General features: G+C 40.6%; 27 protein-coding genes and 1 riboswitch. Of the genes, 8 read left to right on the forward strand and 19 right to left on the reverse strand.

What is annotated here, in order from left to right; genetic code table 11:
• Positions 1–15: 15 nt before the first annotated feature.
• The 6 genes from HCJ54_RS05175 to HCJ54_RS05200 all read right to left on the reverse strand — a co-directional run bounded on the left by HCJ54_RS05175 (position 16) and on the right by HCJ54_RS05200 (position 5,894).
• Positions 16–1,557, reverse strand: a complete 1,542-nt coding sequence (locus HCJ54_RS05175) for an AcpB/EbpR/MafR family transcriptional regulator (RefSeq protein ID WP_187136875.1) — start codon at positions 1,555–1,557, stop codon at positions 16–18.
• Positions 1,558–1,799: 242 nt separating this feature from the next.
• Positions 1,800–2,522, reverse strand: a complete 723-nt coding sequence (locus tag HCJ54_RS05180) for a GntR family transcriptional regulator (RefSeq protein WP_185409043.1) — start codon at positions 2,520–2,522, stop codon at positions 1,800–1,802.
• Between the two features lie 95 nt (positions 2,523–2,617).
• Complete coding sequence (locus HCJ54_RS05185; RefSeq protein WP_036064181.1) at positions 2,618–3,322, reverse strand: glucosamine-6-phosphate deaminase; 705 nt, start codon at positions 3,320–3,322, stop codon at positions 2,618–2,620.
• A gap of 13 nt (positions 3,323–3,335) precedes the next feature.
• Positions 3,336–4,475 carry an N-acetylglucosamine-6-phosphate deacetylase gene (nagA, locus tag HCJ54_RS05190; RefSeq protein WP_187136876.1) on the reverse strand — a complete coding sequence of 380 codons (1,140 nt, stop codon included), beginning with the start codon at positions 4,473–4,475 and terminating at the stop codon, positions 3,336–3,338.
• Positions 4,476–4,700: 225 nt separating this feature from the next.
• Positions 4,701–5,564, reverse strand: a complete 864-nt coding sequence (locus tag HCJ54_RS05195) for a PspA/IM30 family protein (RefSeq protein WP_425324792.1) — start codon at positions 5,562–5,564, stop codon at positions 4,701–4,703.
• Between the two features lie 30 nt (positions 5,565–5,594).
• Entirely contained in the window at positions 5,595–5,894 is a 300-nt protein-coding gene (locus HCJ54_RS05200; protein WP_187136877.1) for a lmo0954 family membrane protein, read from the reverse strand.
• A 461-nt stretch (positions 5,895–6,355) separates the two neighbouring features.
• Between HCJ54_RS05200 and HCJ54_RS05205 the strand changes: the two genes are divergently transcribed.
• The gene (locus tag HCJ54_RS05205) at positions 6,356–6,604 is read left to right on the forward strand and encodes a DUF3116 family protein (RefSeq protein WP_051998361.1); all 249 of its coding nucleotides are present in this window, start codon (positions 6,356–6,358) and stop codon (positions 6,602–6,604) included.
• Positions 6,605–6,660: 56 nt separating this feature from the next.
• Here the strand turns inward: HCJ54_RS05205 and HCJ54_RS05210 are convergent, their stop codons facing one another.
• On the reverse strand, positions 6,661–6,861 hold the full coding sequence (locus HCJ54_RS05210; RefSeq protein ID WP_187136878.1) for a hypothetical protein: 201 nt from the start codon (positions 6,859–6,861) through the stop codon (positions 6,661–6,663).
• Between the two features lie 108 nt (positions 6,862–6,969).
• The gene (locus tag HCJ54_RS05215) at positions 6,970–7,428 is read right to left on the reverse strand and encodes a DUF4064 domain-containing protein (protein ID WP_187136879.1); all 459 of its coding nucleotides are present in this window, start codon (positions 7,426–7,428) and stop codon (positions 6,970–6,972) included.
• Between the two features lie 165 nt (positions 7,429–7,593).
• Between HCJ54_RS05215 and HCJ54_RS05220 the strand changes: the two genes are divergently transcribed.
• Positions 7,594–8,427, forward strand: a complete 834-nt coding sequence (locus HCJ54_RS05220; protein ID WP_187136880.1) for an alpha/beta hydrolase — start codon at positions 7,594–7,596, stop codon at positions 8,425–8,427.
• On the forward strand, positions 8,424–9,290 hold the full coding sequence (locus HCJ54_RS05225; RefSeq protein WP_187136881.1) for an alpha/beta hydrolase: 867 nt from the start codon (positions 8,424–8,426) through the stop codon (positions 9,288–9,290). Before HCJ54_RS05220 ends, HCJ54_RS05225 begins: the two co-directional genes overlap by 4 nt.
• Positions 9,291–9,336: 46 nt before the next feature.
• Here the strand turns inward: HCJ54_RS05225 and HCJ54_RS05230 are convergent, their stop codons facing one another.
• Positions 9,337–10,293: an AI-2E family transporter gene (locus tag HCJ54_RS05230; RefSeq protein WP_244966904.1), complete on the reverse strand. Its 957-nt coding sequence runs from the start codon at positions 10,291–10,293 to the stop codon at positions 9,337–9,339.
• Between the two features lie 274 nt (positions 10,294–10,567).
• On the opposite strand from HCJ54_RS05230, the gene HCJ54_RS05235 reads away from it, so the two are divergent.
• Positions 10,568–11,248 carry a FadR/GntR family transcriptional regulator gene (locus HCJ54_RS05235; RefSeq protein ID WP_185409053.1) on the forward strand — a complete coding sequence of 227 codons (681 nt, stop codon included), beginning with the start codon at positions 10,568–10,570 and terminating at the stop codon, positions 11,246–11,248.
• A 4-nt stretch (positions 11,249–11,252) separates the two neighbouring features.
• Positions 11,253–12,455, forward strand: a complete 1,203-nt coding sequence (locus tag HCJ54_RS05240) for a CynX/NimT family MFS transporter (protein WP_187136883.1) — start codon at positions 11,253–11,255, stop codon at positions 12,453–12,455.
• Positions 12,456–12,580: 125 nt separating this feature from the next.
• On the opposite strand, the gene HCJ54_RS05245 is transcribed toward HCJ54_RS05240, so the two are convergent.
• The 9 genes from HCJ54_RS05245 to HCJ54_RS05285 form a co-directional block, all read right to left on the reverse strand.
• Positions 12,581–14,215 carry a peptide ABC transporter substrate-binding protein gene (locus tag HCJ54_RS05245; RefSeq protein WP_036064165.1) on the reverse strand — a complete coding sequence of 545 codons (1,635 nt, stop codon included), beginning with the start codon at positions 14,213–14,215 and terminating at the stop codon, positions 12,581–12,583.
• A 150-nt stretch (positions 14,216–14,365) separates the two neighbouring features.
• Positions 14,366–15,559 (reverse strand): M20 family metallopeptidase, encoded by a 1,194-nt coding sequence (locus HCJ54_RS05250; protein WP_187136884.1) that lies wholly within the window; start codon positions 15,557–15,559, stop codon positions 14,366–14,368.
• A gap of 25 nt (positions 15,560–15,584) precedes the next feature.
• Positions 15,585–16,439, reverse strand: coding sequence for a MetQ/NlpA family ABC transporter substrate-binding protein (locus tag HCJ54_RS05255; protein WP_187136885.1), 855 nt, complete (start codon positions 16,437–16,439; stop codon positions 15,585–15,587).
• Positions 16,440–16,553: 114 nt separating this feature from the next.
• On the reverse strand, positions 16,554–17,204 hold the full coding sequence (locus HCJ54_RS05260) for a methionine ABC transporter permease (RefSeq protein ID WP_036064158.1): 651 nt from the start codon (positions 17,202–17,204) through the stop codon (positions 16,554–16,556).
• Positions 17,188–18,219 carry a methionine ABC transporter ATP-binding protein gene (locus tag HCJ54_RS05265; protein ID WP_187136886.1) on the reverse strand — a complete coding sequence of 344 codons (1,032 nt, stop codon included), beginning with the start codon at positions 18,217–18,219 and terminating at the stop codon, positions 17,188–17,190. Before HCJ54_RS05265 ends, HCJ54_RS05260 begins: the two co-directional genes overlap by 17 nt.
• A gap of 131 nt (positions 18,220–18,350) precedes the next feature.
• Positions 18,351–18,461, reverse strand: a riboswitch (SAM riboswitch).
• A gap of 78 nt (positions 18,462–18,539) precedes the next feature.
• A complete protein-coding gene (locus tag HCJ54_RS05270; RefSeq protein WP_185409060.1) occupies positions 18,540–18,770 on the reverse strand; it encodes a DUF3006 domain-containing protein in 231 nt (76 codons plus the stop codon).
• A 10-nt stretch (positions 18,771–18,780) separates the two neighbouring features.
• The gene (locus tag HCJ54_RS05275; protein WP_187136887.1) at positions 18,781–19,896 is read right to left on the reverse strand and encodes an MBL fold metallo-hydrolase; all 1,116 of its coding nucleotides are present in this window, start codon (positions 19,894–19,896) and stop codon (positions 18,781–18,783) included.
• 127 nt (positions 19,897–20,023) lie between these two features.
• Positions 20,024–20,326 (reverse strand): HesB/YadR/YfhF family protein, encoded by a 303-nt coding sequence (locus tag HCJ54_RS05280; RefSeq protein WP_036064150.1) that lies wholly within the window; start codon positions 20,324–20,326, stop codon positions 20,024–20,026.
• Between the two features lie 175 nt (positions 20,327–20,501).
• Positions 20,502–20,975, reverse strand: coding sequence for a Dps family protein (locus HCJ54_RS05285; RefSeq protein WP_036064148.1), 474 nt, complete (start codon positions 20,973–20,975; stop codon positions 20,502–20,504).
• Between the two features lie 178 nt (positions 20,976–21,153).
• On the opposite strand from HCJ54_RS05285, the gene HCJ54_RS05290 reads away from it, so the two are divergent.
• From HCJ54_RS05290 to HCJ54_RS05300, 3 genes are all read left to right on the forward strand, one after another.
• The gene (locus HCJ54_RS05290) at positions 21,154–21,579 is read left to right on the forward strand and encodes an Rrf2 family transcriptional regulator (RefSeq protein ID WP_187136888.1); all 426 of its coding nucleotides are present in this window, start codon (positions 21,154–21,156) and stop codon (positions 21,577–21,579) included.
• Between the two features lie 88 nt (positions 21,580–21,667).
• The gene (locus HCJ54_RS05295) at positions 21,668–22,405 is read left to right on the forward strand and encodes an SMI1/KNR4 family protein (RefSeq protein WP_187136889.1); all 738 of its coding nucleotides are present in this window, start codon (positions 21,668–21,670) and stop codon (positions 22,403–22,405) included.
• 1 nt (position 22,406) lies between these two features.
• Complete coding sequence (locus HCJ54_RS05300) at positions 22,407–22,880, forward strand: low molecular weight protein-tyrosine-phosphatase (protein ID WP_187136890.1); 474 nt, start codon at positions 22,407–22,409, stop codon at positions 22,878–22,880.
• A 520-nt stretch (positions 22,881–23,400) separates the two neighbouring features.
• On the opposite strand, the gene HCJ54_RS15550 is transcribed toward HCJ54_RS05300, so the two are convergent.
• Positions 23,401–24,336 (reverse strand): toxin Cry1Ac domain D-VI-related protein, encoded by a 936-nt coding sequence (locus HCJ54_RS15550; RefSeq protein WP_187136891.1) that lies wholly within the window; start codon positions 24,334–24,336, stop codon positions 23,401–23,403.
• Between the last annotated feature and the right edge of the window lie 383 nt (positions 24,337–24,719).

Consider the following 24,719-nt stretch of genomic DNA (forward strand, 5'->3'; position numbering starts at 1 on the left):
TACTCCTCCATCATCTTATCCGGTAATCAAGTTCTCACTGTAAGCATCGTACGTCATATGCATAATATCAGAAGGCATATCCACAATTAACTTATTAATAAATTCCAACTCTCGAACCGTCGGAAAAGGTGAAATCCGCAGTGATAAACAATTATTCAGATTTCCTTCAATATCATAATTATGCAAAAATATATCGACATCACGCTCCCGGATTGCCTCTTCCGTTATCTCCTCATTAAAAAGAAAATCATATTTCACACCATGCGGGATATGTTGTCTGACACGTGTCATCAAATAATTCATATAAGTCGACTCCCCAGAGAAAGCAAACAGGATTGTTTTATTCCGGTAATTCTCTTCCCCACGGTACGCACACGTTAGCATCGTCAAACTCACAGCTACATCTTCCCGATAAGCGATTGGCAAATCCTTCACATGTTCATTTTGTGTCAATTGATCCAACCAGTAACGATACGTGTATGGATATTCAGACTTCGTATAGACATTAAGCTCATATGAATTCTTTTGGAATACTTCCGATATTTGTGTGAGTAACGTAAGATTTTCGGTGAAAGCAATAAAACTTGCGTGAGCATGCTCCAATTTTGTAGCAGGAATTCCTAGGTGCTGTAAATGCCTCCATGCGAACAAATCCTCATATATTTCTATACATCTATCTTCCCCGCGCATCTGAAAGTGCTTTCCATCATTCAACTTATAGACAACACTATCCAAACAAATGATATACGCATAGATCATCTCATCTTCCGGAATACTTCCAAACTCAAAATTCACCATCAACTCGTCCTCATATAGTTGTCTAAAAATTTGATAGCTACTCTCCTCTGAAATCTCACCTTTCAACGCCTCACTCAGCTTAATATAATTACTATTCTCCAACCGCTGTGTGATAACGCCAAGCCATGACACCATGCGATGATAATCTAGGTGCAACACTCGATCTAGTCGTTTTTCCGCTTTTTCCAACATTTTTTTATAGAAATGAGAAATCACTTTCTTCTCCTCCACACTCGCTGACAGGACATCCGTTTGCTTCCGTTGATTAAGATAACTAAAATAGAAACACCGAATATCGCTTTCCTTCCCAGCAAGTTGAAGTGGAGCTGTCTCCAAATCTAGTTTATATGGTTTTATTATTTTCACAAGTGTATTAGTATAACGGCGTAATGTCATTTCAGAAATCCAAAGTTTCTCACTCCACTGCGCCACTGAAAAATGCTCTCCCCGAAACATCGCATCCAGAATTTGAAATAAAGGGCTGTTACCGATGAAACTCTGAATAAAATCACTGATGGAAAATGCAGCTTGCCATTCCAGTAAAACACTCTTATTTCCAATATTCGCAAGCCACACCCCTTCTGGAAATACGTCTTCTAAAATTTCCAAATCTTTTTTTAATGTTTTTATGCTGACATTAACCACATCTGCTAGTTCCTCGATTGTGCTTGGATGACGAGACTTTACAAGATAGTCTAGCAAAATAACTAGTCGCTTATTCTTTTTATCTGTCAGTAAGTCTAAATACAATTTGTTCATTTTTTTCTCCTCCTCGCAAGAACCTTATTATTTCATTTTTTAGGTATGTTTTTCAATAACTTTTTTTTCTTCATTTTGGAATAAAGCTATACTTTGTGGCTAGTTAAGTAACGCCAAGACTTGTAAAAAACGGATAATACAACTTATCGTCCTACTTATCTTGTTCTTTATACCATAAAAACGCGCAAAAATAAAACTGGAATAGCCGGAACATCATTCATGTTCTGGTTATTCCAGTTCTGTTATTGCTTGACCCGCGCCACAAATTGAAACCTATTACCAACATATTGTGAACGAGTAAACTCAAATGGTCTACCATCTTGTAAAAATGTAATTTGTCGTAATTTCATCACTGGAGAACCTAGTTTTACATCCAAATATGGCGCCACTTTTTCAGAAACAAGCGCGGCCTCCATAATTTGTTCTGCTTCACCGATATTTTGGCCCAGTTTCGACAAAATAGCCTCATATAGCGAGTCCATAATATCTTCTTTATTCAATAGCGAAGCAATGTTTTCTGGAACGACAACAACCTCAAACAAGATCGGAATTTTGTCACCGTAACGAATCCGTTCAATCCGCATCACATTACTATTTTCAGGTAATTGCAAGGCCTCCCGTTCTTGTACGCTCGCGGGCCTGATACCATACGAAACAATCCGTGATGATGGCGTCTTGCCCTCATGAATCATTAAATTCGTAAAACTCGTTACAGCTTCCAAATGCTCCGTCATCTTCTTCTCAGCAATGTATGTTCCAGCACCAACACGGCGTTGCAGAATCGTGTCATCCACAAGCCCTTGAATAGCTTGGCGAACCGTCATCCGGCTCACATGAAACATCTCGGCTAACTGACGCTCTGCAGGAATAGCTTTTCCAACTTGCCACGTGCCATTTTCTATTTTCTGTTTAATTTCACCTTGGATTTGAATATAAATGGGTATTCCCGATGACTTATCTATCATTTTTACACCTTCTTTTTTGTAGAAGTGAATTATATCATACAACACCAAGCTATGCCATTCTTGTAAGAACGAACTAGCTTGGTGCTCTCTATTGCTTATAAAAGTGATGCTGCTGCCTTATCGACAACAATCGTCACATCTGGATGGTTCTGTAAGACAGACGCAGGAATTTGAACATCTACTTTACCTTCCACCGTATCTTTAATTGCTTGCGCTTTATTTTCACCGAATGCTAGCAAAATAATTTTTTTTGCACCCATAATCGACTTAATTCCCATCGAATAGGCATGCGTTGGCACATCTTCTTCACGTTCAAAATAAATCTTATTCGATTCACGTGTTGATTCTGTTAACAACACTTTATGCGTTGGCGTTTCAAATGGCGTACCTGGCTCATTAAAACCAATATGCGCGTTCGTACCAATTCCCAACACTTGAATATCGATTGGATTGTCCGCTAAAATCTGCTCATAACGAGCACATTCCGCATCGGCATCGGTTGCTAAACCATCTGGTAAATAACTTTTTTGAAATTTCTTTTTTGAAAATAAAACATCATTCATATAGAAATGATAGCTGTTTGGATCATTCTCCGCCAAGCCCACATATTCATCTAAGTTTACAGATACTAGCTTTGATGTATCTACGTCACTTTTCACAAATTCTTTATATAAATCTGTTGGTGTACTTCCTGTTGCTAAGCCTAATGTTTTCGCTTCACCAGCTTGGATTGCTTTCTCAATAATTTGGAAAGCTTCCTTTGATGCTTCTGCTTTTGAATCTTTTACAATAATGTTCATGAATGGTTTCCTCCTACTGTTTACTATGTTTTTTACCAAATGAATAGGTAGCTTGAATTTCAAGGGCATCGTCCAAAAGGTTAAAGTCGGCATCTTTGCCTACCGCAATACCACCTTTTGAATCCAGTTTAAACTCTTCTGCTTGGTTAACAGATGACATTAATACCGCATCTTCCACCGAACAACCAGTGAATTGGATCATATTTCGGAAAGCATCATCATACGTCAACACACTACCTGCTAGTGTTCCATCTTCCAAACGCGCCTGACGATCTTTCACATATACTTTCTGACCGCCGAGCTCATAATCACCATCTGGCATTCCTTTTGCGCGCATGGAATCCGTAATAATCGCAATTCGTTTCGGACCTTTCACGTTATAAGCCAATTTAATCATGTCAGGATGCACGTGAATCCCATCTACGATCAATTCCGCATGAATGCTAGGCTCTAACATAACGTGCCCGACAACGCCTGGTTCACGGTGATGAAGCGGACGACACGCATTGTACATATGTGTCGCATGGCTCGCTTTACTATGGATCAACTCCGCACGAACCGCGTTTGAATGTCCAACAGAGGGCACGACACCAAGCTCGATACAAAGATCTTCAAATGCTGGTGATGTACTATGTTCTGGCGCATACGTCACCAATTTGATACGACCACCGCTTACCTTAAACCATTTTTTAAATAATTCCAAATCTGGTGCTGTAATATATTCTTCCGGTTGCGCCCCTTTAAATACCGGCGACACAAAGGGTCCTTCTAAATGAATCCCACCAATCAGTGGCTCGTCTTTTGCTACTTCGTCGATAACTTTTAACGCCTTCTCAATATTCTCATTGGATTGCGTCATTGTTGTTGCAAAATATGTTGTGATTCCTTCATTTAGCATGCTTCGAACTTGCTTTCTTAGCTCTTCAGGGTTCGCATCCATCGCATCAAAACTATAACCACCATGTGAATGCACATCGATAAATCCAGGAACTAATTTCTGACCTTTTGCATCAAGGATTTCCTCATTCGCCACTTCTTGATAACTCGACATCGGTCCTACTTCAGTTACAGTCTTATCAAACCTCACAAAACCGTCTTGGATAACGGAATCGCCTGTGTATACTACTGCGTTCTTGATTACTTTTGAAGTCATTCATAATCATCCCTTCTATAACTGGTCTATACCAATTATTATACAACTTATTCGAAAAAATGCAACCACTTTTCGTTTTTATATTTACCCCCAATCCCAATATATAAGCATACCAGTGGTGAAAATAAGAAACAGCTTTACTCATGCGCCAATCAACAAGCTATACTAAAAAAGGATACGGTGCACCTAAGTAGCTAGACGCACCGTATCCTTCTATGAATCAATCTATTCTTGTTCTTTCTTTTCTTCTGGATCTTTTTTCTCAAGCTCAGGAATTAAAACTTCTTTTTCTTCTTCTGATTTTTCCGCTTTGGCTTGTTTCTTCGCATCGCGTTCTAGATCCTCTAACATGTCTTCCATCGATGCATTATCTTTCTTCTTGAAGTTTTGTTTCTCACGTTCGATGATCTCATCTACCATTTGTGTAAAATCTTGTGTTTTTCCTTTGATAGCTTCTTTGCCTTTTGCTGTTTTCTTTTCCAACTCTGCCATCAGTTCATCAAATGTTTGCGACAACTCACTTGTCATATCTGCTTGCTTTTTAGCTGTGTCTGCAAGATCGCGTTGTTTTTGTGCTTCGTGATAGTCTGTTACGCTTCCCCAGCTCATATCGTGAATGACTTTATCCATTTTTTCAGCTGTTTCTGCTGCATTTTTCTCTGCCGTTTCTGCAAGATGTTGTGTTTTTAGGTTTTTCCATTTCAAACGCATTTCGTGCATTCGTAGCTCTAGTTTATCTAGTTGCTCCGACGCGCTGTCGTAATGGCCTTGGGTTGTAGCCAATTGTTCTTTATATTGCGCTACTTCTTCTTTTGCAAAATTAGCGAGCTTTGTTTCTCCAGCTTCTTCCGCGATACCAGCTTGATACTCGCGTTTTTCGATGTATTTCTCAATTTCCGTACATTCTTTATAGAACAAAGATTTCAACTCACGTTGTTTGTCCACCGCGCGTTCAATATCTTTCATTTCTTTCTTTGTTTGGTCCATATAATAAGATACTGAGTTACGTTTCTTCTCTTCACGTTTTTCTTTCATTGCATCCCAGTCATTGTTTACAGCTTGTTTGAATTTGTTAAAAAAGTTTGTCATTGTTATTTCCTCCAATTGTTTAGTTATATATCAATAATCAAATGTATTCGAGTTGGTTGTCTTGCGCTTATTTCTTGTTAAGAAGTAAATCAATGCGACAACGATGGCCACAGTAACAATACCATGCAAGTTAGACAAAATAACTAACGCTCCGACACCGATAAGTACACCGTATAAAATCTTTTCTCCTACACTATTTGCTACCATTAATTGCTTCCAAGCCCAGTAGCCAAGTGCAGCTCCGAGCGCCGCCATAATCGCGGGCCAAAGGAAAACAATGATCGCAATAATAAGGGCTGCGACTAATACTCCAATAATAATTCCTCTCATGATTATGTCCTCCTTGCTTTACTATACAACTATCATAAAATAGATTCGCCATTTCAGTAAGCTACTCTAGTTGGAACTTTCACTACAACTAGAGTCCTACTAAAACAATATGTACCTGTTTCCTCTACTATATCAAACCTTGATTTAACTTACTAAGAATATATCCCCAACGCATCTTCCTACCCAGCTTGTATGTTTTGCACGCCACAAATAAAAATGATAGCGTTTTAATTATATTGCCTGTATCTTTTTTGATGTAATCGTTACACTTTCTATCGATTCTGATTTTTATTTTTTCTTTACAAAGGTTATACTCTGATGGGGGGTGATAATTAAAAAAAGCAAGGAGTCTCTAGGTATTGGGGGTGATTCTTGAAAAATCTAACAATTAGGTACTTTCTAACTTTTGTGCAAGGGGATATTGTTACATTGGGATGAATCGAAACAGAGGTGAAGGGGAAATGAAAAGAGATTTAAATAGGAATCTGACTACCATTTTGAAACATTTAGATGCTGGTGGCCTATCGCTAACAAACTTCAATAAAGCGAGTACACAGATAGAGAGAAAAACGAACCTTAGTAAAGATATAATTTTGGTTGTCCTTTACACGTTAGAAAGTTACGGCTATGTTTTTCGAGTATATCACTTGGAAGATATAAGCTACCATATTACACCAAAGGGAAAAAAGCTAATAGAAAGAGAAGACTGATATGAAAAAGGCCTACTACCAAGTGAAGATGCTTGGCGGTAGGCTATAGGTACTCATTATTTCTTTAGTTCTTGTCTCCTGTTTTCGTAATCAATGCTTGTCATCGCACCCTCTGAAACCATATTATTTCCTTCCAAATCTTCTTTTCCTTCTTCCAAAGGAGCCAGTGTCCGTTGATTTAATATCACGCATGTCACTATACCTCCAATTGTCCCAGCTATCATTCCAAGCATTATCCAATTCTTTTTATTTCGCATTTTGTGAAACCTCCCTGCCGTTAATTGCTATCCCTCTCTCTTTTCCCACTTCAAATGAAAATAAACCGCATCCTATATCAAGACACGGCTTACATCGCATTATTTTATTTATGCTAAAAATGGATCTTTTGGCTTGCGGACGAAACTTAAGATTGCCGCAATAACAAGTAGTAGACCTGGCACAAAACCTGCCACTACAAAACCGCCAATGGTTACGATAATTCCAGCAATAAGGAACATAAAACCTGCCAAAACAGGCTTCTTATTTCCAGTAATGCCAATCAGTCCGATAATCAGCAAAACCGTGAAAACGATCGTTGCGATTAATGCTAAAATAGCATATGTATGCACCATATCTAAAATCTGCTTGGCACTCGGCACATCACTTACCGCAATTCCTGAATCCTCTAGGCTTTGATCATAACTTCTTGTAAAGGATGCTACGCCCTCTTTTGTACTGGCTGTGCTATCTATGATAAACCCAATGGCAGTAAACCCTACTAAGGTCACTAACCCAAAAAGCATACCGATTACAGCTAGAACAACCTCGGCTGTACGTTTAATCATATTCTACTATTCCCTCATTTCTTACGTGTTTGTTTCAGTATACTATAAATAAATCCAGCTGTAAAAATAAAGATGGCATTTTTGATAGGATAGAAGGTGCGTTTTTTCAAAAAAACTTGTATACTTTAGAAAGATGTTGCTATTTTAGAAAAGAGGATATGTCTTATGTGGAAAAAAAGTTTATGGATGGGACTCTTATCGGCTATTTTTGTTGCTGGGTCCATATTTGTGTTGCTGCAACTAAACGGGACACACCAAAAAGTGAATCAGAGTACGACACCGACGATCTTTATTCATGGTTATCGTGGAACGGATCGATCGCTCCATGGAATGATTCGACGTTTTGATCAAAAATATGATTGGGCGACGGATGCCCTAACCGTAAAGGTCAGCCCAACCGGAGATATTTCTGTGAAGGGGACTTATAGTAAGAAAGCGGACAATCCGCTGATAAATATTGTTTTCGCGGACAATCGTGCGACCGTGACGCAACAATCTTTATGGACAAAAAAAGTGATGCGTTACCTCGAAGATACGTATGACATTAAGAAATTTAATGCAGTAGGACATTCGATGGGCGGCGGCGCCTGGGTTTCTTATCTGTCCTCTTATGCCAACAATCCCGATTATCCAGAAGTTCAGAAAATCGTATTTTTGGCGGTTCCTTTCTATCCTGAAGAGTATGTGAATGGGGACCAAGAAGTCGATTTAGAAAATGCGAATGCGATTCATACAAAATTCGCTAAACAGATGGAAAAGCGATTAAAGACTACGACGGAAATCATGATTATTGGTGGTAATTTGGAAGATGGTTCGAACAGTGATGGGGAAGTTAAAATTGATAGCGTGATGTATGGCAAGAAATTGTTTAGCAATCAATACGTTGAGGCTCATACACTGACAGGTCCGACGGCGAAACATAGTAATATGCATGAGCTACCTGTCGTCGATAACTATGTCGCCAAATTTTTATGGGGATTTAAGGGGTCAGTAAAATGAAGAAAATTTTAGTAGCTATTAGTATTCTAGCCGTATTTGCGATTGGATTCGGCTTTATTTTCGCCACACATGATGCGGCAAAATCAGAACAACAAAATACAACAGAAAAACAAAAAGCACCGGCAAAAGTGAAGAGTATTGATGTGCCAACCCTTTTTCTCCACGGTTATTCTGGAACGAAAAACTCGATGGGGCACATGATGGATCGTCTAGCACGAAATGGTGATGCGACGCGCTCCATCGTTATTTCTGTGACACCTGATGGCCAAATTAAAATCGATGGTGAGTGGGATAAATTTGCGAAGAAGCCACTCATTCAAGTTCTTTTTGAGGATAATAAGAGCTCACTAACGAATCAAACGGCTTGGCTACAAAGTGTGATGCGTGAGCTTAAAAGCACGTATCATATTCCGGCGGTGAACGTTGTCGGGCATTCGATGGGCGGCGTCGATTGGACCAGTTATATCGAGGCCGCAAGCAATCAACCAACGTTCCCAGCGGTGGCTAAACTGGTCACGATTGGTGCCCCTTTTAATGGCCTTGTTATTGGCGAGGATGGTAAAACGGCCTATGATTTGACCGAGAATGGACCTGCGACGCAAACAGAACGCTATCAAGGTTTCATCGCGCGCCAAAAAGCGATCCCCGCTTCACTTGAAGTTTTGAATATTGCTGGGGATATAGAAGATGGTACAAAGAGTGACACTAGCGTTTCGTTAGCCAGCGCTTTATCTGGCAAATTTATTTTCAATCACGTTGCGAGTTATAAAGAGCTTGTCATGACTGGAAGCCAAGCGCAACATAGTAGACTTCATGAGAATAGAGATGTTGACGACGCAATAAAAGCCTTTTTATGGCCCTAAAAAAGAGTCGTATCCAAGTTTTGGATGCGGCTCTTTTTTGGTTTGTCTAACTTTTTTTCTTTTTGAATCCTAAGAATGTGCGGTTGTTAATTTCCGCTTCGTTTCCGCGTACGCCTAGTACATCGAACAGGAAGACAACGACCGGAATACCTACAATCAACCCCCATACTCCAAAGAAATGCTCGGAGAAAATAAGGATAATGAACGTATAGAAAACCGGTAAATCGGTTTTGGATGACATCAGTTTTGGATTAAGGATGTAGGTTTCCACGGCGTGTACGATGACGATCGTAATTAAAATAACAACGACGTCTGTAAGTCCGCCCACTGAGTAAGCAATAATAGAGAGTGGAATACAGGAAATAATCACGCCGGCAACGGGAATAAGCCCTAGCAAGAATACCATAGTAGATAGTGTCAGTACTTGCGGGAATCCCATCGCAATCAGAGCAATGGTTGTCAGCACTGTATTTACAATGGCGATCAAAAACTGCGCCTCTAAAACAACGCCAAACGTTCCAACGAATTTCTTGCCAAAGTAAGCAATTTCACGAAAAACGGGACCGATTTTACTCGTCAAAAACTTGCTTGAAAAATGCACAACGCGCTCTTGCTCCAAAGAGAAAAATAAGCTGAGAATTAGCGCCATGAAGAACGAAATCCCAATGCTGCCAATGCCGCTAAGCGATCCAATGATGAATTTCAAACCGGAATTAATGTACGCTTTCACATTGGAGTCATTGAACAAGCTCATCACATACTTGATAAAATCATTATTTCCAGGGTTATTATAGAATTTCATAACGCCGTTAAAGGTCGAGACGATTTGCCCGATAATAATGGGTAGATAATGCGTAAATGCAAAGTATAAGAAAATCACGATCAGTATGTATAACACAATAACGATCAGCTTTCGTGGCACTTTCACCCACCGCAAAATAACTTTTTCTAGCCGTGTAATCAAAAAGGTGAAGATAAATGTTAATAAAATCAGGTCTATCATACTTCTCACCAAATATAATACAAAAATGAGAAGCGCAAAAATAAGAAGTCGTTGCAGTCCAGTATTTACTTTAAATTTTCCCCATAGTTCTTCCAATGAACACACTCCCATCGTTTCTTAACATATTCTAACACATATTCCTCCTTTCATGAAAAAATTTGTTAGTTTTTCTATTAAATTTGAGAAATGCTGCTTTTAGGGTTTACTTTTGACAGAATACGCGGTAATATATCCTATGAACCAATCATCCTACCTTTAAAGGAGAGTGTCTAAAATGATACATAAATTACAAAAAAAATCATTGGTAGAACAAGTATATAGCCAAATTGAAGATATGATTAAAAATGGTACGTGGCAAATTGGCGATCGATTACCCGTTGAGGCAGATTTAATGGAACAATTTGGTGTGAGTCGCAATACGTTGCGAGAAGCAATCCGTGCTTTGGCACATGTCGGCCTGCTTGAAGTAAAACAAGGCGACGGGACATTTGTTTTAACGACAAGTGAGCTTAATGCTGTTTTGCAAAAAAGAATTCAGGGTGCTGCGGTGCTTGAAATTCTAGAAGTTCGGCATGCGCTTGATCGGGAAGCTGTATCGTTGGCTTGTTTACGTCGCACAGAGGAGGATTTGATTGAGATGGAGAAGTTTCGCGATCAATGCTTCCAATTTACAAAGGAGAATAATCTAGAGGGGTTTGTAGAGGCAGATTGGCAGTTGCACCAAGCTATTACAGCGGCTTCTTATAATCCGCTTTTAATTGACATGTACGCGCACCTGTTCGAGGAAATTCAAATGTCCATTACGAGTACGACAGAAATGAATGATTCCAGTGCGGCGGGTCATAATGATCTGATTTTGGCGATTCGCAATCAGGATGCAGCCTCTGCCGTACATTGTGTGGATCTGTATATTTCGCATTTTAAACAAATTATACTGCCGAAGAAAGGAGAATGAAGTCATGGGAGAAGAAAAAATAAAGATGCGTAGCAGAATTTTGCTTATTATCGGGATTTTACTCGTTGCATCCAATTTGCGCGCACCGATTACAGCAATAAGTCCGCTCCTCAGCTATATTCGAGTCGATTTGCCGCTGTCTAATACAATGACGGGATTTTTAACGACATTACCGCTTCTCGCCTTTGCAGGTTTGTCCCCTTTTGTTTCGAAATTGGCGCGCAGATGGGGCATGGAATTCGTTGTCTTTTTTGCACTATGTTTGATGGTTTTCGGTAGCTTAGTTCGGCCTTTTGGTGGGATTCCGCTACTTTTGTTCGGTACGTTTTTAATTGGGCTCGCCATTGCTGTTGGTAACGTACTACTGCCTAGCTTGATCAAAAAAGAATTCCCTTTTAAAATGGGGCTGATGACAGGAATGTACTCGATTTCGATGAATGTCTGCGCGATGCTTGCTTCGGGACTTAGTGTGCCCATTGCAGTAAAATCCGGATTTGGCTGGCAAGGAGCACTTGTCGTTTGGTCGGCTTTTGTGATTATTGCGCTTCTGTTCTGGCTACCGCAACTAAAATATAATAAGAAAGTAGTTCTTGATTCTACTGTGCAAAAACCAAAACAGAGCATTTGGGGTTCCCCGTTAGCTTGGAAAATCACAATTTTTATGGGCATGCAGTCTACGGTTTTTTACGTAATGGTAGCCTGGTTGCCCAATATTTTAATCAGCCAAGGGATCGACAGTACAGAAGCTGGATTTATGCTGTCGTTACTACAACTAGGCATTCTTCCGTTCACATTTATCGTGCCCATAATCGCTAGCAAAATGAAATCACAGCAACCGATTATTATTGCGATGGCCGTATTACTTTTGGCTGGTACGGCTGGATTGATGTTCGGCTCCGGTCATCTTTTTCTCACAAGTGCCTCTGTATTTATGATTGGGATTGGGTCAGGAACCGCCTTTAGTATTTGCATGATGTTCTTTAGCTTGCGAACCACAACGGCATCAGAAGCGGCAGATTTATCTGGGATGGCTCAGTCTATTGGATACTTGCTAGCCGCGACAGGACCGACCTTATTCGGGCTTCTGCACGATGTGACCGATAGCTACACGGCACCACTTGGCATACTTATCGTTGCTACACTACTGTTGCTCATTATGGGACTAGATGCAGCTCGAGATAAGAAAGTATTTGATAAAGTGAGCTAGACAAAACACCCTTTCACATAAAAATAAGCAGGAAATCACGCAACCCATTTTTTCGGGTAAGGCGTGACTCCTGCTAGAAGCAATCCGTGCTTGAGAGCCAATTTATTGGAACTTATGGCTCCTCATTATTTTTGAATGTATGCCCATCTAAAACTATACGGAGCGCCGAATAAGTGTTTAACAACGCCTTTTACGTATGGTTTTTCAAGCACAGCCGTTGCGTTTTGATAAAGTGGCGCAATTGCTGCATCCTTATCTAGTAATACTTTCTCTGTATCAAGCATGGCTTGCCAACGTTTCTCTGGATTTGTCGCTAGTGTTGTCGTAATCTCAGTTGTCAGCTTGTCATATTCCGGGCTAGAGTAGCTCATGTTGTTATAGTTGTTGTCTGTCTGCCAGCTTGCGATGTATGTCATTGGGTCTTTGTAAGCTGGTGCCCAGCGTGAAAGTTGAACGGTGTAATCTTGTGCCTTATCGAGTGCTAGCCTGTTTTTATAAGGGACCGTTTTTAGGTTTATTTTCAAGCCTTCTAAATGACTTTCTAACTCGCTTTGGATGAATTCTAAAGTTTTCTTGGCAAATTCTTGATCATCACCAACAAGTTCTAATGTGATTTCATTTTTGCCGAGTTGTTGTTTGGCTTTAGCGAAATGTTCTTTCGCTTCCGCAACGTTATAGGTGAGATGGTCGCCGCTATCTTCACGGAAATCTTTTCCGGTTTGTGGGTTTTGGGCAAAGCCGTTTGGAATTTCGCCGTTAATTGCAGTAGCACCATTTGCGATAACGGTATCCGCCAACGCTTCTTTGTTAATCGCCTTCGCTATCGCTTTTCGTAATTCGACATTGGCAACATCGCTTTGTTTCTGGTTGAATTTAAGCCAGTAGACATAGGAGTCTGGTTCTGCCACAAACTCTTTGTTATCCTTGTACTGGCTTGCATAATCGCCAGTGAGCGGAGCGCGGTCAACTTTTCCCGTGTTATAAAGATTGACTGCGGAACCCGGTTCTTTAGCAACTTGGACATCGATACGATCTAATTTCACGTTCTTTTTATCCCAATAGTTGTCGTTTTTGAGGAAGCTCCAAGTTTTACTCGTTCCAGACCAGTCTGTCATCGTAAATGGACCATTGTACAGCATATGATCGGAATCCTTCGCAAAATCTTTTCCTTCTTTTGTTACGTAAGCTTCTTTTTGCGGGTAGAATGGGCCGAATGTGAGCAGTGAGTTGAAGTATGGCACAGCCTGAGTGAGCTTAATCTCGATGGTTTTATCGTCTAGCGCTTTAACGCCCAGTTCTTTTGGATCTTTTTTGCCGTCAATGATATCACTCGCGTTTTCAACGACATCGCGATATAGGAATGAGTATTGGGCACCTGATTTGGGATTCACGACTTTGCGCCATGCGTAAATAAAATCAGCAGCTTTCAGTTCGGAACCATCGGACCATTTCGCGTTATCACGAATTTTGATCGTATATGTTTTTTGATCTTCGCTTATCTCAGGCATCGCTTCGGCCGCGGCTGGAATGATTTGATCTTTTTGATCTAGTGTGTACAATCCTTCGAACACTTGATTCATCGCAGTGAAACTGACGCCATCTGTCGCAAGTGAGGTATCCATGAGTGGGATTTCGGTTGTTTCAATCACGCGTAATACTTGTTTGTTTGATGCGTCACTCGCCGTGTCTTTCCCACCACATGCTGCGAGTATAAGTGTACTTGCTACTAAAATGGTACTGATAATAACTCCTTTTTTCATATGTAAAACTCCCCTTTTCTGTGTGAATACTTCTATCATACGCTATTTCGATGTGAAAATAAATACCTTTTTCAAAATTAATTGAATTATTATATAACGTTTATCACATTAAAGGAGACAAGCGACACGCCTATCTCCTTTTTGTGTGCATTAGATTTGCTTTGTTTCATCGTATTCTTTCTTAATATCGGCCAGCAGAGTCTCATTTGTATAAAGTTCGAGTGCGGTTAACGCGATCAATTTTGCACCCTGGATCAAGGCTTTGTCTCCCGCCTCTGATTTTGCGGCTTCGCGGAATTCTACCGTGTGCCCGACAAGATTACTAGCACCAATTTTGATATAGGGGTGAATCGTTGGAATGACTTGGCTGATATTCCCAGCGTCCGTTGAACCAATGCCGCGACTATCGGTTTTTAGTGGTTCATCCAACTGCTCGGCAATCCGGGCAAAAACGCGATTAAACTGCTTATTAATCAGAAAATCATCGACGCCGTTCTGGATATTCGTGACTTTAAATGTCGTACCTGTTTGAATGGCCGCACCTTCTGCAACTTGAATAACACGCTTCGTTACCTCATCCAAGCGATGGCGTTTATCCGCACGTGTAAAAAAGCGAGCGCGAGCGTAATCTGGTACGATATTCGGTGCTTGACCGCCGTCTAAAATAATGCCGTGAATGCGGACGTCCGAAGTCACATGTTGACGCAAGGCATTAACACCGTTATAAAATTGGATCAAACCATCGAGTGCATTAATACCATCTTCTGGATTGGCAGCAGAATGGGCTGGTTTTCCGAAGAATTCAAACTCTAATACGTCTACTGCAAGCGATGGCGTCGTCAGCGCGGAGTCACTGGATGGATGAATCATGAGCGCAGCATCGATACCTTGAAGTAGATGATGCTTCACAAAACTGCCCTTTGCGCTACCATTCGGCCCACCTTCCTCAGCTGGGGTTCCAAGTACAACGACCTCTCCGCCGACTGCTTCGATAACTTCTGCGAGTGCAATGGCTGCGGCGACACTTGTCGTACCGATGATGTTATGTCCACAGGCATGGCCGAGTCCTGGCAAAGCATCATACTCCGCTAAAAATGCGACGGTTGCGCCTGGTTTCGTTGCTTTTTTGCGCGCGATAAATGCGGTTTTGTGACCTGCTACATCTATTTCTACCGTAAAACCGGCTTTTTCAAGAATTGTTGCTAATTTTTCGCTAGCGTAAAATTCCTCATTGCCGATTTCCGGGCGATCATGAATCGCATGACTAACTTCAATATAAAAATCCTTGTGCACATCAATATTGGTTTTTATGGCTTCAGACCATGTTATTTTTGTATCTACCATCTACGAACGCCTCCTTTTTTCGAATTTACTTCTTAGACCATGTTTCTTTGTATGTTTCTAGCTCATCAAGTGGGACGAAAGCTGGGATCGAGCTACCTTTATATGTTTTTTCGATAAATTTCTTCATTTCATCTGAGTGATAAATTTTCACGATTTGTTGAAGCGCCGCACGATCCGTATCTCCTTTACGAACCGCAATAATGTTAATATACGGTTTTGCTGTATCGGATTCTAGGAAAATGGAGTCTTTCAACGGGTTCAGTTTAGCTTCCACAGCGACACCATTATTAATCGCGGCAGCATCTACATCATCTAGTGCACGCGGGATTTGTCCTGCAATCATTGGTTTAATATCTAATTTTTTCGGGTTAGATTGAATAGCTTCCGGTGAACCATTCCCATCAAAATCATCGACTAATGTGATAAGTCCTGCTTCTTGCAATAACAGTAGCGCGCGGCCATAGTTCGTCGAATCATCAGGAACTGCGATTGTAGCCCCATTTTTGATATCCTTAATAGCTTTCACCTTGTTAGAATACACGCCCATCGGAGCAATGACCGTTGAAGCAAGCGGCTCAAGATCCAATTTATTTTCCTTGATAAAAGAGTCAAAATAAGCAATTGTTTGAAAAGCATTGGCATCTAAGTCCCCATCCGCAAGCGCACGGTTCGGCAATACATAATCACTAAACTCTTTCAACTCGATATGAATGCCGTCTTTCTTCGCAATCCGCTTAATCTCAGGCCAAGTCCGATCCCCAGCGCTAACACCGATCACGAGATTCTTCTCATCCCCGCTTGCCTTCTCATCCGCACCACCACAAGCACTAACCACAACAGCCAACAAAACCAATGTCAAAACGAATACCAACTTCTTCATCCAAAAAACTCCCTTATTATTTATTATTGAATCTTTGTACTTTCATCACCATCCGGACTCCTTTACCTAACCAAGGCACGCTCGATTCTAGGTAAAGCCAAGCACCATACCACCCTAGCGACGACGAATTTTGCGAGAAATGAAGTTCCCTAAAGACTGAACGCTCTGTACGATCACTACCAAGATGATGACGGTAACCAACATTGTGATATTATCATACCGCTGATAGCCATAAGTAATCGCCAAATTACCAATTCCACCAGCGCCGACGACACCAGCCATCGCGGTTGCGCCAACAAGTCCAATCGTTGCTGTTGTCAGCGTCAAAATCAGCGAACTCAAACCTTCTGGCAACATGAAACGCCAGATGATTTGCCATGCGTTGGCACCCATTGCTTGCGCTGCCTCGATAATTCCTTGATCCACTTCTAAAAGCGAGTTTTCAACAAGTCGCGCAATGTAAGGTCCTGCGTAGAAAACAAGTGGTACAATCGCTGCTTTCACACCAATGCTCGAATCAACAATAAATCGCGTCACCGGAATCAATGCCACAAGCAAAATAATGAATGGTACCGAGCGTAAAATATTAATGATCGGGTTTAAAATATTGAAAATCACTGTGTTTTGTAAAATATGTCCTTTGCGAGTAACCACGAGCAAGACACCGAGTGGAATACCAATAAGGCAAGCAAACAGGAGCGACCATGTAACCATGTATAATGTTTCAATAAATGCTGTGCTCAGCTGCTCAGATGTGACTTCCATCAACGCTCACCTCCTCTAGTTTGATATTTTGCGTTGCGGCATAGGCATATGCGCTTGCAATTTCTTCTGCTTCCCCGGTCACCTCTACAATCATGTACCCGAACGCAATCGCCTGAATTTCAGAAATGTTGCCACTTAACACACTGACATTCACATCGAATTGTTTCGCAATATTAGAAAGCAGTGGATTACCAGACGATTCCCCCACAAATGTAAATTTCCAAACCGTCGCATCATGATTCTGAATGAGTTTTAACGCACTTGCTGGAATATCGTCATTAATCACTGTTTTCACAAAATTTTTAGCAGTTTGGCTTTGCGGATTGGAGAAAATATCGAACACTTTGCCTTCTTCAATCACTCTACCGTCTTCCATTACGGCTACTCGATTACAGATTTCGCGAATAACAGACATTTCATGCGTAATAAGTAAAATCGTAATATTGTATTCTTTATTGATTTTTTGCAGTAGTTCGAGAATCGCGCCTGTCGTCTCAGGATCGAGCGCGCTTGTTGCTTCGTCACACAGGAGCACGTCAGGATTGGTTGCTAACGCCCGCGCAATACCGATGCGCTGTTTCTGTCCCCCTGAGAGCTGGTCTGGATAGTTTTTAGCCTTATCTGCTAGTCCCACAAAGGCGAGAAGCTCCATCACCCGTTGTTCGCGTTCTTTACGATTCGTATGTATTAAAGCCAGTGGAATCGCGATATTATCGAAGACGGTTTTCGAGTTTAGTAAGTTAAAATGTTGAAAAATCATACCGATCTTTTTTCGTTCCGCACGGAGTTCTTTGGCTTTTAATGTCGTCAAGTCTGTGCCTCCGACTGCAACGGAGCCTGTTGTCGGTCGTTCTAGCAAGTTCACTGTGCGAATCAACGTACTTTTACCAGCGCCGCTGAAACCAACCACGCCGAAAATATCCCCTTTTTCAATGGTCAAACTCACGCCGTCCAAGGCTGTTATTTCTTTTCCTCCGCTTTTGAATGTTTTTGTTACATTTTTGAATTCAATCATTTTCTCACTCCCTTAGTTACACAACTTTACCACAAAAAAATCTCCCCTTAAGTTAATAAGAGGAGATTCTAATCCAAACATCTATGTACCGAATAATTATACAGCCATATTAATGCAGTCTTTGTCGTCTCATCTTATCTACCAAGCACGTAAAATGCTTGTTGGAATTGGCACAGTATCAAAAAATTGATCTGTTGCCGAGGTTTCATAGGGCCAAATCCCTCCACCTCTCTGGATAAAATGCGTTCGTCGTTATTTATTTTTTATAACTATATCGTGTATTTCGGACACTGTCAACCATTTTTGAAAAAGTTATTTGTTTATTGTCCATTTTTTTTGCGTAGTTGCTCGAGTTTGGATGCGATTCTGGCTTTATTTTTGTTTGTTGTTTGCTCGTCTAATGTGATTGTGGTGCCATTGATGATGACTGAACTGCCTTCATGAATGTTTTTTGGTACTTTTGTTTGTGGGATTGTCCAGGTTTGCTGATTAGGCTCTAGTAGAAAAACAGCTTTTCCATCCTCGATATGATCTAAAATCGCTTTTTTCAAGTTGATTCACCTACTTCACGGTCGCAATGCCTTGTTCTTTTATTTGCCTAACAATGCCGTCGCCGATTCCGTTTATTTTTTTCAAGTCATCAATGGTGCGATATGGTCGCTCTGCAATAATTTTATCTGCTAAAACGGGCCCAACGCTTGGAAGGTACTGCAATTCTTCGGCAGTTGCGGTATTCACATTGATTTTAGCAGGGACAGGTACTGCATCTCCTGGTTCTTCCGCTGTTTGTTTGCCTGTTTCATTCCCCGGTTTCGGTGTTCCAGACTTCTCCGTTGCAACGTGAATTTGCTTGCCATCAGTCTCAATTGTGACTGTCCCTTCAACGTCTGTACCATATGTTGTAATATCACGATCCTTCAACCACTGAATGACTTCGCGATGTGGGTGCCCGTAGGAATTTCCTTTTTCAGCAGAATAAACTGCCACCTCAGGCTTCACTGCATCTAAAAAGTACGGTTGATTCGATGTAGAGGAGCCATGGTGTCCTAAATCTAGGATTTGTGCGTTCAAATCCAGACCGCTATCCACCATTTCACGTTCGCGCGGCTTCTCTGCGTCGCCTGTAAAAATAGCTGCCACATCTTTGTAAGTCAGACGGATCGCGATCGAGTCATTATTGGCGTTATCCGATAGTTTATCTGGACTCAATACTTGAATTCCAAACGGGCCAAATGTCGCTTTTTCACCGCGTCTTGGTTCTTTATATTTCGCATTGGATGCAAGCGCTGCGTCAATGACGCGCTCATAAATCGAACTATTGAATACAAGTCCATCCATCCAAATTTCTTTCGGTTTATATTGGTTGATAACTTTATCCGCGTTGCCAATATGATCCGAATGTGGGTGTGTTAAAAGCAGCAAATCAATTTTCTGGATATCTGCTTTTTCAAGGTAAGTCATAATCCGATTATCGTCATGGCGCCCTGTATCGATCAATATAGTTGTTCCATCGTCGGCTTGGATTAACGTGCTATCCCCTTGCCCCACATCGAAAAAAGTGAACTTCGCTCCTTTCAATGTATTTTCGGTCACGCTTGATTGTGTATTGTTCGAGCATCCGCTAATAAGTGCGATTAAAAAAATCGCGATGATGCCCCATCCTGTTAATCTCTTCAAAATCTCAACTCCCTAATTCTCTTCATTTAGAATAGCAGAATCATTGTCAGGAGTAAATAGCTGCACGCCAACTTGGGAGATTTCCACAAAATAAAAACGAGCCCCAAAAACAGGGACCCGCTCTCTATTATTTTACTTTCTCAAAGAATTTAAACGTCACTTCTTCGCTTTTTGGATTGTAGTCAATGATCCAATCATGGTCTTTAAAGTACCAATAATCATGATCCTCTACATAGAATAAAATATCGCCGATTTTGTGTTGCAATGCCATTTCTGTAGGCTTTTCAGATACTAAACCAATCGAAAAACCCGGATGTAGCGAACTATTTGAGCCACCATATTTTGCGAATAATCTAATTCCATTACCGTCAGCCGTGTTAAATTCATTTCTGAACCAGTGTTGTGCTTGATCGCTTACTTCGATTTGCATTGTCATCACTCCTCTTCCAAATTCGATTACTGCAAGAATAGCAGATATCTACACATTTCGCATGTATTTTGCTTACAACTAGATAACTGTATGTACCACTCTTTTTGAATAGTTAAACTTCTTTAGCAAAAATAAAAACGCAAAACCCGCATTCACAGGCTTTGCGTCATACTACTTATTTTTCTAATGGTGCTTTTCCAAGGAATGCTTTGAACATCCAGATATGTTTGTCGATCGCTGCTTTGAAGCCGATTAACATGTCTTGCGTTACATCATCGCCTTCTTTTCCAGTTAGTTCGATACCTTGTTGATATTCGTCACGCAATAATTCTAATGTTCCAACAAGATCTTCCATAAACTGATCGATTGTTTTTGGTTTTGTGTATGGTGCTTCTTCTACGCTAGCATTTTCTGAGAACTCTTTTAATGTCGAAAACGGTGCGCCACCAATGGCTAATAAACGCTCTGCTACTTCATCCATTTGTTCGCCGAATTCGCTGTATAGGTCGTCCATTTTTTCATGTAGTGTAAAGAAGTTATGTCCACGCATGAACCAGTGGATTTGGTGAATTTTCACCGTAAATACGTTTAAGTTCGCCACCTGATGGTTTAAAAATTCCTTCGTGTCTACTGAGTTAATTGTTTTCATTTATAATTCTCCTCCTTATTTATAATAACTATTATCTAATAATAATTATAAACTAGTTTTTCCGATTTGTCCAATCGTGTTATGCCTCACAATCATTTGTACCACTCTGACTGAAATTAAAACATAGTTGACATCTGTTTGTTTTGTAACTACAATGGTTACAAAGGAGTTGGTTTGCATGAAAATAAGTAGTCGTTTTACAGTTGCTACTCACATTTTATCACTAATTGCTACCGAAGAGCTACCATTAACCTCCGAACAAATTGCAGGGAGCGTTAATACAAATGCTGTCGTGATCCGGCGCATTAGTGGCCAACTAAAAAAAGCTGGACTCATCGCTGTGAGAGCTGGAACCGGTGGGGCAACACTCCTTAAGCCGCTAGATGAAATTACACTGCTCGAAGTTTATAAAGCTGTGGATAGCGTTGCGGATGGTGAGTTGTTCCAGTTTCATGATAATCCAAACCCAAATTGCCATGTCGGTGCACACATTCAAACCGCGATGGAGAATACTTTACGTGAGGCTCAGCTAGCCATGGAACACGTATTAGCAGATAAAACAATGGCTGACATCGTGAACGCAATTCGGCTAGAATTTACCTGAAACAATCGAATAGAATCATTTTTGATGTTCTTCTGAGTCAAAAGTGATTCTATTTGCTATACTATGTAGAGAGAAAGAGGTGAATGGCATGGATATTTGGTTGCACGCGGCTCCTCCTGCCTCGGAAACAGAAATTGCGGCATGGGAGCATAAACATGGTGTTTCTTTACCTGATACTTACAAGGCATTGTTGCGCGTACATAATGGTGGTTTACTTGCAAAAAATCATTTTCCCGTCGCAGAGCCTACTTCCTATGGACTGACGGACGCTGAAATTTATACGCTCGCTGGCTTAGATGAACTTCAGATACGGATTCCAGAAGCGCAAGATGTCGATTTACCCGGTGTCCAAGTTTATTTCCATCAAGATGGGCATCGTTACATTGGATTGGATTATCAAACCGCGGAACCTTGCGTGATTTATGTAGATTTTGAAACGCTGCAAACGCTCATTGTAGCAGAAGATTTTGATCGTTTTGTTGCCTCGCTGTACTTCTCTCCTTTTGCGGTGAATATGGTGTACGAATATCCGCTTGAAAAATTGGACCAGATGCTGGCGATGGCCAATGTAGCGAAAACCTTGGAAATCTTGCAGTTGCTGGAGGATCGTGAAGAGAAAGACTGGTATTTGACGCATTTGGATCATTTACTCCATTCGGAAGAAGCGCCTTATCAGCAAATTGGCATTACCTTGCTTGAAAATCAAATATATTATTTCAGACGAAAATTAGATCCCAAACGCGTTACGGCTATGTTATCATGGCTTGAATCACAGCATTTTTGGCCAGAAAAAGTGGCAGAATTACGAAGAGAATGGGAGGATTAGAATGGTAGTTCGAATATTGTTTGTATGTTTAGGGAATATATGCCGCTCTCCGATGGCAGAAGGGATGTTTCGCGCAAAAGTCGAAGCGGCAGGTTTAGGTGATCAGATCCGGATTGATTCCGCAGCAACAGGAAATTGGAATTTAGGCAATCCGCCACATCGCGGAACGCAGCAGATCTTGACGAAACACGGTATCGATTATTCACAAATGCGAGCGCGACTTATCGGTCAGGAAGACTTTGCTGATTTTGATTATGTTATCGGTATGGATGGCTCGAATATGCAAGACTTAGAGGCTTTAAAACCAGCAGATAGCCCCGTTGTTTTAAAAAAGTTGATGGATTTTGCAGCAGGTGAGGAGACAACGGATGTTCCCGATCCGTATTACACAGGGAATTTCGACGAAACCGAACGACTCGTTAGCGCAGGTTGCGAAGGACTTCTTAATGCAATTCGAGAGCGTTTTTCATTATAGCAACAACTGATTTGTTTTAGTAAGTAAGAATAGTGGATAGTTTTCAATCATTTATTAATACATGCACAGAGGTGACCTCATGACACTTGTTGTAAGGTTCTTCTTTTTGCCTATAATAATGGGCACGTTCTTGGTAAATTAATATGATTCATCCTTAACTGACCTACTCTGTATACCCCAAAAGAACATGCTAGCTCCTAGCGATATAGTCTAAATAACGATAACACCGTAATTCTCATTAAAAAAGATAACATGTATTAGATTTTATTTTCTAATTTAAAGAGTGACCATGTTCAATGACACATTTCTAAACTCCATTTCAAACATTTTGACATACCAAATACACATAAGAAAGAGCGTCACTTTTTCAGCGAGCCCTTTCTTACATTTACTTTGTTCGTTTCATCTATCCTTTATTTTTTGCTCTTCTCGTAGCAAGCAACAACGAAAAACATTATACATATTACTCCATACATTTCCGTTCCTATAAAATCACCATTTACTATATATTCTATCAAGTTCACCTTTCCAACGCTCCCAACCCAATAACTTCCAACTGCGTCCTTCTTCCAGCCCCCCCTCTTCTATTATCTGTTACTTTGTTCACTTCTTCTTTTGCCTTGTCAATATCTTGTTGTGTGGTTCCCTCAGCTAGCTTGCCATCTTTATCAAACAGGTTATTCGTTGCTTGTTCCGCTATCTGCTCCGCTGTTGTTGCATTTTGTAACTGCTCTGCTTTTTCAATTTCATCTAAAAGTGCCTTCTTCTTAGCTGCATTGGTCACTTTATTTACCAACGCTTTAGCTTTATTAATATTTGTCGCGGTAATCCCTTTTGCTAGCGTGTTGTGCATACAGTTGCCAAACAATTTATCGACTGCGTTGATTGCTGCTTGCAGATTTTTAGCTCCTGCAAGTATACTTTGAGCATTTGCAAGCTTATAAGCTAGTCTATCTCTCCATACTACATTTACTACACCACCCACTCGGTCTTTCAGGTCATCCAGATCAGATTGCGTGACGTACGATTTCAATTCTGTATGATTTGAGTTTGTAAATATACTTTCTACGGTTGCAGTAAGACTATGATTATAATTATATTGCCTTTGCGCTTCGGTAACTTTAGCTTGAAGTTCACTTTTAACCTTTTTGTTACCGTATATATACTGAACACACTCTTGTGCATCATCAATTTGTTCTTGCGTATTCTCAGTACTCACTCCAAGAACAATCAGATGGTTAAGATGATAATTAGCGTGTTGAACCCACTGTGCATCAGATATAGGCACTAACTCATCCTTAGTCAGATAACCCATATCCCTTCCTTCCTGGTCTGTTATTTCTAATTTAAAGTCTGAAGAACCACTTACGGGGGATGCAAGTCTCCATATAATGCCGTTCAAATAAGAATAATATGGTGTTCCTTCAACAATTGAGGCATGATAAGCATTATCCACCACTAGTCTGAAATTATATTTTTTTGTAGCCGCCCATGAAGGAAAATAAATAGCGGTTAAGTTCCCATTTTTATCCCATGTGAAATCTGAAAATACTTCTCCTACTGTGACTGAGTTAGATTTTCTTTAACTACTTCACTATTGATGACGATAGATTGAAGCTAATAATTGAACAGCTGCGCCCACTGTTTCCCTGTTTCTGAACCATATGGGCTAGGCGCTATAATCTTCGGTTTCCATCTTATTTTGTCGTTTCTTAAAAGCACAAAAAAGTGGTCAACTCTTTAATAATTGAAAACTTCGTGTTAGACAAAAGCGAAATCCTTGATCAACCTTACAAAAATGTAACTTTTAATTTTGATCAACCTTACAAAAACGTAATT

The sequence above is a fragment of the Listeria grandensis genome (genome assembly GCF_014322885.1).
Lineage (GTDB): Bacteria > Bacillota > Bacilli > Lactobacillales > Listeriaceae > Listeria_A > Listeria_A grandensis.

Excerpts from the sequence above, each read along its gene's own strand:
- HCJ54_RS05175 (WP_187136875.1), bottom strand. The coding sequence starts at position 1,557 with ATGAACAAATTGTATTTAGACTTACTGACAGATAAAAAGAATAAGCGA.
- HCJ54_RS05180 (WP_185409043.1), bottom strand. The coding sequence starts at position 2,522 with ATGATAGATAAGTCATCGGGAATACCCATTTATATTCAAATCCAAGGT.
- HCJ54_RS05185 (WP_036064181.1), bottom strand. The coding sequence starts at position 3,322 with ATGAACATTATTGTAAAAGATTCAAAAGCAGAAGCATCAAAGGAAGCT.
- nagA (WP_187136876.1), bottom strand. The coding sequence starts at position 4,475 with ATGACTTCAAAAGTAATCAAGAACGCAGTAGTATACACAGGCGATTCC.
- HCJ54_RS05195 (WP_425324792.1), bottom strand. The coding sequence starts at position 5,564 with ATGACAAACTTTTTTAACAAATTCAAACAAGCTGTAAACAATGACTGG.
- HCJ54_RS05200 (WP_187136877.1), bottom strand. The coding sequence starts at position 5,894 with ATGAGAGGAATTATTATTGGAGTATTAGTCGCAGCCCTTATTATTGCG.
- HCJ54_RS05205 (WP_051998361.1), top strand. The coding sequence starts at position 6,356 with ATGAAAAGAGATTTAAATAGGAATCTGACTACCATTTTGAAACATTTA.
- HCJ54_RS05210 (WP_187136878.1), bottom strand. The coding sequence starts at position 6,861 with ATGCGAAATAAAAAGAATTGGATAATGCTTGGAATGATAGCTGGGACA.
- HCJ54_RS05215 (WP_187136879.1), bottom strand. The coding sequence starts at position 7,428 with ATGATTAAACGTACAGCCGAGGTTGTTCTAGCTGTAATCGGTATGCTT.
- HCJ54_RS05220 (WP_187136880.1), top strand. The coding sequence starts at position 7,594 with ATGTGGAAAAAAAGTTTATGGATGGGACTCTTATCGGCTATTTTTGTT.
- HCJ54_RS05225 (WP_187136881.1), top strand. The coding sequence starts at position 8,424 with ATGAAGAAAATTTTAGTAGCTATTAGTATTCTAGCCGTATTTGCGATT.
- HCJ54_RS05230 (WP_244966904.1), bottom strand. The coding sequence starts at position 10,293 with ATGATAGACCTGATTTTATTAACATTTATCTTCACCTTTTTGATTACA.
- HCJ54_RS05235 (WP_185409053.1), top strand. The coding sequence starts at position 10,568 with ATGATACATAAATTACAAAAAAAATCATTGGTAGAACAAGTATATAGC.
- HCJ54_RS05240 (WP_187136883.1), top strand. The coding sequence starts at position 11,253 with ATGGGAGAAGAAAAAATAAAGATGCGTAGCAGAATTTTGCTTATTATC.
- HCJ54_RS05245 (WP_036064165.1), bottom strand. The coding sequence starts at position 14,215 with ATGAAAAAAGGAGTTATTATCAGTACCATTTTAGTAGCAAGTACACTT.
- HCJ54_RS05250 (WP_187136884.1), bottom strand. The coding sequence starts at position 15,559 with ATGGTAGATACAAAAATAACATGGTCTGAAGCCATAAAAACCAATATT.
- HCJ54_RS05255 (WP_187136885.1), bottom strand. The coding sequence starts at position 16,439 with ATGAAGAAGTTGGTATTCGTTTTGACATTGGTTTTGTTGGCTGTTGTG.
- HCJ54_RS05260 (WP_036064158.1), bottom strand. The coding sequence starts at position 17,204 with ATGGAAGTCACATCTGAGCAGCTGAGCACAGCATTTATTGAAACATTA.
- HCJ54_RS05265 (WP_187136886.1), bottom strand. The coding sequence starts at position 18,219 with ATGATTGAATTCAAAAATGTAACAAAAACATTCAAAAGCGGAGGAAAA.
- HCJ54_RS05280 (WP_036064150.1), bottom strand. The coding sequence starts at position 20,326 with ATGCAAATCGAAGTAAGCGATCAAGCACAACACTGGTTCAGAAATGAA.
- HCJ54_RS05285 (WP_036064148.1), bottom strand. The coding sequence starts at position 20,975 with ATGAAAACAATTAACTCAGTAGACACGAAGGAATTTTTAAACCATCAG.
- HCJ54_RS05290 (WP_187136888.1), top strand. The coding sequence starts at position 21,154 with ATGAAAATAAGTAGTCGTTTTACAGTTGCTACTCACATTTTATCACTA.
- HCJ54_RS05295 (WP_187136889.1), top strand. The coding sequence starts at position 21,668 with ATGGATATTTGGTTGCACGCGGCTCCTCCTGCCTCGGAAACAGAAATT.
- HCJ54_RS05300 (WP_187136890.1), top strand. The coding sequence starts at position 22,407 with ATGGTAGTTCGAATATTGTTTGTATGTTTAGGGAATATATGCCGCTCT.